We start from the raw sequence: 7,053 nt of genomic DNA, 5'->3' as shown, positions 1-7,053 counted from the left end.
AGAAGTGAAACCGCTTAGCGCCGATGGTAGTGTGGGGTCTCCCCATGCGAGAGTAGGTCATCGTCAGGCACTTATTAAACAAGAAACCCAGCCAACCGGCTGGGTTTTTTGTTTGTGCTTATCGCACCGTCATTCCCTAGTCATTGCGCCGTCATTCCCGAGTGGGGGTATCGGGAATCCACCTTGGCCTGCAGCAGCCCGAAATCCCAGGTCAACATGGATTCCCGCTAAGGGCCTGCGGGAATGACAAGGGTGGCACGGAGGGCTGGGGTGGAGTCATCGTCAGTTACTTATTCGAAAAAGCCCCCCAGGGCGTCCGCCCTGGGGTTTTTTATGTGTGAAAGAAAGTGACTTAGCAGGAGGTAAAAAAAGTTTACGAATTTATTCAACTATATAGCGAGTGGTTGCGTAACAATCCTTCAAACTTCCCGCCATCTCTTCAGTAGACCCAATGGAACAAATACTTCACTATCAAGACTCTAACAACAGCGTTTGTCTCAGGGTTTATGTCACCGAGTTTGTATCAGAGGTAGAAGAGCAATATTTGTATTTTCTATCTGTTTCTCAGGCTCTGCTGATAGGTGACTTCGCTTAAAAATTGAATAATACGCCATCGCTTAGGAGCAGGTGTTATGTCGGATTGGACGTCTGGATACGTAGCGGATATTAGTTATACTTATGGATATTACGCTGAGCTGAATCCTTTGCGAATTGCGCTAGGGTTTATCAATGCAGGCATTCGGCCGCCAAACGTTATTAATGCCTGTGAGCTAGGGTTTGGGCAGGGCATCAGCACTAATATTCATGCAGCTGCCTCACAAATAAACTGGTACGGGACTGATTTTAACCCCCATCAAGCGGCGTTTGCTCAGGAACTATCCTCTATTAGCGGTGCAGACGCAAAGCTGCATGATGATGCCTTTAATGAATTTTGCCAGCGTGACGATCTTCCTGAGTTTGATTATATCGGTCTTCACGGTATTTGGAGTTGGATTTCGGATGAAAACCGTGCAGTGATTGTCGATTTTATTCGTCGTAAGTTGAAGGTGGGAGGTGTGTTGTACATTAGCTACAACACACAACCAGGGTGGGCAGCGATGGTGCCTATGCGTGACCTATTAGCCGAGCACGCGGATCTTATGAGCGCTCAGGGGGCGGGTACCATTTCGCGAATTGAAGACGCGATCACGTTTGCCGAGCAGTTGGTGGCCGTGAACCCAGAGTACTGCAAGGCTAACCCACAGATTAAAAACCGGTTGGATAAAATTAAACAAGATAATAAAAACTATGTGGCTCATGAGTACTTTAACCGTGACTGGGAGCCAATGGCGTTTGCCAAAATGGCGCGTTGGTTAGAGCCTGCTAAGATGGATTGGGCGTGCAGTGCAAGGTATGCCGATGCCATCGATAGTATTCAGCTCACCAGTGAGCAACTGAACCTGATCAATAGTATTCCTAACCCGGTCTTCCGCCAGTCAGTACGCGATTTTTGTGAGAATCGTCAATTCCGGACCGACTATTGGGTGAAAGGAGCGCGTCGTTTAAGTACGCTTGATCAAGACGAAATGTTGGATGGTTTACGTGTCGTGATGGGGGTACCACGTAAAGATGTGCAGTTCAAAATCGCTGGGCGGCTGGGTAATTTCGACTTACCCAGCGATATATATGAACCGTTGCTAGAGGTGCTGTCAGCCTATCAACCTGTCTATATTTCAGAGCTTTGGCAAGCGGCCAAAGAGAAAGGCGTGAGCCGCTCGGCAATGAACAGTGCCGTGGCTATCTTAGCAGCGAAAGGCGCTATTCTCCCCGCTCAATCTGATGAGAGTATTGCCCAGGCAGTGTCTAAAGTCGGGCGGCTTAACCGTTTTTTGATGAGCCAATCTAGAAGCACAACAGAACTCAGTTATCTTGCAAGCCCGGTTACCGGTGGTGGCCTAGCGGTTCCGCTGTTTCATCAGTTTTTCCTTCTTGCCACGCTGGAAGGAGCCGATACTGCTAAGTCGTTAGCAACGTTTGCTTGGCGTATTTTGGCTTCTCAGAATAAATGCCTGCTTAAAGATGGCAAGCCTATTGCCAGTCAGGATGAGAATTTGGCTGAGCTTGAACGTCAAGCAGGTAATTTCCTCAATGATCGCCTGCCACTCTACCAAGCGTTGAAGATCATTTAGCCAATCGGTTAAGAATACTCATGCGCATAGCACTCTGAGCTGTTATGCGCATGCCTGATACTAGAAAGCAGTTATCCATCATGGTTTTATGTCAGAATGTTGCTCTCACGGAGGAACGCTATGACGCAAATGCAATGGGACCGGTTACTATCCCCCCAACGCCTTCACGATAAACGTTTGGGCGGTATGCGTGAAATCACGCATGAAATAGGGCGTAGCCCCTTTCATAAAGACCATGACCGAATTGTTTTTTCAGGCTCCTTCAGACGCCTAGGGCGGAAAACCCAAGTCCACCCGCTGACAGAAAATGATCATATCCATACCCGTTTGACGCATTCATTGGAAGTGGGCTGTGTCGGGCGTTCTTTGGGCATGATCGTGGGTGAGCTATTACGAGACCGCCTACCAAGTTGGATCACGCCAGCTGATTTGGGGGTTATCGTTCAGACAGCCTGCTTAGGCCATGACATTGGTAACCCGCCTTTTGGGCACGCTGGCGAATATGCCATTCGTGACTGGTTTCTTCGTGCCCAAAAAAGCGGCCTGTTAGACGGCTTGTCCGACGCTGAACGTAAAGACCTGCTCACCTATGAAGGTAACGCTCAAGGTTTCCGTGTTATTACACAGATAGAGTACAACCAGTTTAATGGTGGGATGCGCTTGACCGCAGCAACGCTCGGCACGTTGCTTAAATACCCATGGGCGGTGCGTTACAGCGGGCGTGCAGGGAAATTTGGTTGCTACCAATCGGAGCAGGCGCTGCTGAAAGAAGTGGCTGATGCAGTGGGGCTACTGCCTCAGGGTGAGCACCGCTGGTGCCGGCATCCTTTGGCGTGGTTAGTCGAAGCGGCCGATGATATATGCTATGCCTTGCTCGACCTGGAAGATGGGCTTGAGATGGGGATTCTTCGCTATGAAGAAGTTGTCGAGATACTGCGCCAAATAGCCGGTGAATTTCCCCCAGAATACGCTGAGATGGAGAGTCGGAAAGTGTCTCAGCGGCGCCGCATAGCGCTATTAAGGGGAGCGGCAATGGAGCGGGCCGTCAATGATGTAGGGGCCGTCTTTGTGCAGCATGAGCAGGCATTGCTCAGTGGAACGTTAGGCCAGGATTTGTTGGAATTGTGTCATCCTGACTTGGGGTGGGGCGTACAAGCGGCAAAACAGTTAGCTCGGGAGCGTATTTTTCAAAATGAGCGTAAAGCCAAGCTGGAAATAGGCGCTTACACCACGCTGGGCATTCTACTGGAAGCCTTTATTGGTGCCGCTCACGAACTACACCACACGGGGCAGAGTTCGTTTAAACATCAGCGGGTATTGGCTCTCATAGGTGAAAATACGCCACTACCGTCATGGACACTATATGACAGTTATCGCCGTATGCTGGACTTTATCGGCGGTATGACCGACCACTACGCGGTCGATCTGGCTCAAGAAATGGGCGGGCGCCTGCGGGGGGATTAGTAAGTGTCTTCACACGGAGGGTTGGCGTAGGTGCTTTAGCTCCATGAGGCGCGCGCGTTCAAGTAAGGTATGAATGACCTTATCGTGAATAGCATCGCTCATCTGGCCGGGTGTTAGCTCGGTTAACTGGCGGGCTAGTTGTTGACCACTCACAACGAGAATATCCGGCGCCGCTTCGCTAGTGTCGATGTTCCACCCTGGCAATACCAGCACACCCCGTACAGGAACCGGTACGCCACAGCGCCGCTCAAGCCACTGCGTTAGCCAACTGACGCCCTGGCGCGTTTTATGCAAAGGGCGGCGCTCTTGCCAGTTGGGAAAACGCAGGCGTTCACGTTCAACAGCGACGTTGTTATCTTCTTTTCCATCCGAGCCAATGGCCAGGGTCCGAGCTCGTGTCTCAACGACGAAAACACCGTGGGGGGTGACCACAACGTGATCAATAGTAAAGCTATCGGTGGGAACATCATGAAACACATAATAAGGGTGTGCTTCGGGGCGCACCAAACGTTCCAGTTCCTGCCCTACGGCTAGTTCGCAGGCTAAACCGAGTTTTAAGCGACGAATACGCTGATAGTCGCGAATGAGTAGTAATGAGAAACCTAATACTAGCAGCGTGCTGAGTAAGCCATATAGCGCCCACTCCACCCAGTCTTGCCTCTCGACAAACAGCATACGTCCCATGCCGTATACGAGCGGGGCAAGGCTTACGATAGGTCCTAACGCGCCGTTCAAAAACAGGCTGGAGAAGGCTTGGTCCAGACGTTGGCGAAGTGCTTGGCCTGGCTCACGTAAGGGGGCGTTAAACGGCGATTGAACGCGCGCATCATGAAGGCTACGTAATGCCAATACAATGCCGCCCATGGCTGCCATGGGGAACAGAAAAATAAGCGGTAGCAGGTATTCCAGCCAAACCATTGCAGTGCCTTGCCCTTTAGCGATCTACCTCATGATAGATCGTTATTACAGAGGTGTGTTAGCCACCTGCAAATTTAACTTGGTAGCCTAATGAAGTTAATGCTTGTTGCAGTGTTTCGCGATGATCGCCTTGGATCTCGATAATGCCGTCTTTAACTGCACCGCCGGTGCCGCAGCGCTTCTTCAGTGTTTTAGCGAGTGTTTTCAATTCAGTGCCAGAGAGAGGCAAGCCGCTGATGGTCGTCACACCTTTACCTTTACGACCACTGGTTTCACGGCGAAGTCGCACAATGCCATCTAAGCTGGCAATTCGTGCTTGTTCGCTAGGGTCTTCGCAACGGCAGTGATCAATTGACTCACGACAGCCTGGGCATGTTTTTCCATGCTCGGTTGAATAGACAAGGCCGCCAAGCTGGTCACGTAATGAAGCCATACTATTTCTCGGTTGAGTGCTGAGGCGCCAATACCTGCCATTTTTGATGGGTGATACGCTCAACGACTGCGGGCAATTGGTACATGTTGCTAATCATGATAGCGCCTTCAGGCGTGGTTTCAGCATCTGGGTAGCGGTTTAAGTGAATCACTGTCATCCCAGCCTGTAGGGCTGCTCTTACACCCACGAGCGCGTCGTCGATAGCGATACATTCACTTGCCGCAAACCCCATGATACTAGCTGCATGAAGATGTAAACAGGGCTCAGGCTTCCAGCAGTTAGCGGTATAACCACTAAATAAGCGTTGACCAAAGTAATCCGCTAGGCCAGTAGCGTGTAACGCTGTGTGAATTTTACTTTCTGGGCCATTGGAAACAACCGCGCTAGGATAATTACTCAGTACTTCAAGCGATTCACGTGCGCCAGGAATGGCTTGCAGCTCATTGGCTAAGCGGTTCGCCAAGCTCGCTCTCATGGAGTGTTCCATGCTGGCAAGCTGATCCGTATCGACATCGCCGTAACGTTGCTGAAGCTCAGCCACAATGCGTCGAAAGCGAGCACCTCTAAATTCGCCGAGATAGTCAGTGGAGGCAAACGGTAATCCGACAGAGTTCAGGCCGATAGCCATCTCTTCGGCTAACAGCGGTTCGCTATCGACGAGGGTGCCATCACAATCAAACAGTAATAGTGGAAGCGGCATTGTCGTTCCTTGCAGTGCTATATGCACTACCTGTGTTGGTTGAAGCCGACCATATCGCTATTGAACGAGATTTTTGTCCATTTGTGAACACTGTTTTGTTATTTTTTATAAGATAGCACAAAGCTGTTGGTGCAGTGAAAGCCAATGACAGTAATGAACGTCATGAGAATGAGTGGTTGTTGGGGAGCAGTCAGGTTGGGAGGGGAGTCGAGTGACTGGCCAAGGCGGCCAGTGTGGCCGCCTTGGTTTTTTGCTGCGTAGAGGTTACTTCACTTTTGGGGCTAGCTCGCCGCGCTCGTAGCGTTGAAACATGGCTTCCAGGTTGATCGGTTTGATTTTGCTCGCATTTCCGGCGGTACCGAACGCTTCATAGCGTGCGATACATAGGTCACGCATGGCAGTCACGGTCTCTTTTAGGAATTTACGCGGGTCGAATTCAGAAGGGTTCTGAGCCATAAAACGACGCACCGCGCCGGTTGAAGCAAGACGAAGATCGGTGTCGATGTTCACCTTACGAACCCCGTGCTTAATGCCTTCAATAATCTCTTCGACCGGCACACCGTAGGTTTCCGGAATTTTTCCGCCGTACTGGTTGATGATTTCCAACCACTCCTGAGGTACAGACGAAGAGCCATGCATTACCAGATGGGTATCGGGAATACGTGCGTGAATCTCTTTAATGCGTTGGATTGAAAGGGTATCGCCGGTGGGTGGTTTAGTAAATTTATAGGCACCGTGGCTGGTGCCAATGGCAATCGCCAGCGCATCCACGTGGGTCGCTTTTACAAATTCAGCGGCTTCTTCAGGGTCGGTGAGCATCTGCTCCATATCCAGCTTGCCCTCAGCACCAATGCCGTCTTCCTCGCCAGCCATGCCGGTTTCTAAGCTACCTAAGCAGCCCAGCTCGCCTTCCACAGAAACACCACAGGCATGCGCCATTTCTACCGCGCGGCGGGTGACATCGACGTTGTAGTCGTAGTCCATCGGCGTTTTGCCGTCTTCACCCAAGGAGCCGTCCATCATGACCGAGGAGAAGCCAAGTTGAATAGAGCGTTGGCATACGGCAGGGCTGGTGCCGTGGTCCTGGTGCATGACCACCGGGATATGTGGGAACTCTTCCACTGCTGCCAGGATCAAGTGGCGCAGGAAAGGAGCGCCAGCGTATTTGCGTGCGCCTGCGGAGGCCTGCACGATAACCGGTGAGTCGGTGGCGTCAGCTGCTTCCATGATGGCGCGCATCTGCTCGAGGTTATTAACGTTGAATGCCGGAATGCCGTAACCATATTCGGCAGCGTGGTCGAGCATTTGGCGCATGCTGATCAAAGCCATGGGGTCACCTTATCTGTATTGTCAAAATTGAGTTGTCTGTG

General features: G+C 51.1%; 6 protein-coding genes. 2 read left to right on the top strand and 4 right to left on the bottom strand.

Annotated elements, in window-relative coordinates; all coding sequences use genetic code 11:
- Positions 1 to 632 precede the first annotated feature (632 nt).
- Both HZS79_RS16575 and HZS79_RS16570 read left to right on the top strand, forming a co-directional pair.
- Positions 633 to 2,168: a class I SAM-dependent methyltransferase gene (locus HZS79_RS16575; protein ID WP_162219810.1), complete on the top strand. Its 1,536-nt coding sequence runs from the start codon at positions 633 to 635 to the stop codon at positions 2,166 to 2,168.
- A gap of 120 nt (positions 2,169 to 2,288) precedes the next feature.
- The gene (locus HZS79_RS16570) at positions 2,289 to 3,632 is read left to right on the top strand and encodes a deoxyguanosinetriphosphate triphosphohydrolase (RefSeq protein ID WP_179928405.1); all 1,344 of its coding nucleotides are present in this window, start codon (positions 2,289 to 2,291) and stop codon (positions 3,630 to 3,632) included.
- 9 nt (positions 3,633 to 3,641) lie between these two features.
- Here HZS79_RS16570 and HZS79_RS16565 read toward each other — a convergent pair whose 3' ends face one another.
- The 4 genes from HZS79_RS16565 to fba form a co-directional block, all read right to left on the bottom strand.
- Complete coding sequence (locus HZS79_RS16565; protein ID WP_162219812.1) at positions 3,642 to 4,550, bottom strand: nuclease-related domain-containing protein; 909 nt, start codon at positions 4,548 to 4,550, stop codon at positions 3,642 to 3,644.
- A gap of 58 nt (positions 4,551 to 4,608) precedes the next feature.
- Positions 4,609 to 4,983: a translation initiation factor Sui1 gene (locus HZS79_RS16560; RefSeq protein WP_162219813.1), complete on the bottom strand. Its 375-nt coding sequence runs from the start codon at positions 4,981 to 4,983 to the stop codon at positions 4,609 to 4,611.
- A 1-nt stretch (position 4,984) separates the two neighbouring features.
- A complete protein-coding gene (locus HZS79_RS16555; RefSeq protein WP_179928404.1) occupies positions 4,985 to 5,683 on the bottom strand; it encodes an HAD-IA family hydrolase in 699 nt (232 codons plus the stop codon).
- Between the two features lie 264 nt (positions 5,684 to 5,947).
- Complete coding sequence (gene fba, locus HZS79_RS16550) at positions 5,948 to 7,012, bottom strand: class II fructose-bisphosphate aldolase (protein ID WP_162219815.1); 1,065 nt, start codon at positions 7,010 to 7,012, stop codon at positions 5,948 to 5,950.
- Between the last annotated feature and the right edge of the window lie 41 nt (positions 7,013 to 7,053).

It is taken from the genome of Vreelandella zhaodongensis (assembly GCF_013415115.1).
In the GTDB taxonomy this organism is placed as follows: Bacteria; Pseudomonadota; Gammaproteobacteria; order Pseudomonadales; family Halomonadaceae; genus Vreelandella; species Vreelandella zhaodongensis.
Note: the sequence above shows the minus strand (reverse complement) of the source record. Positions and strands in the feature narration are given on the sequence as shown.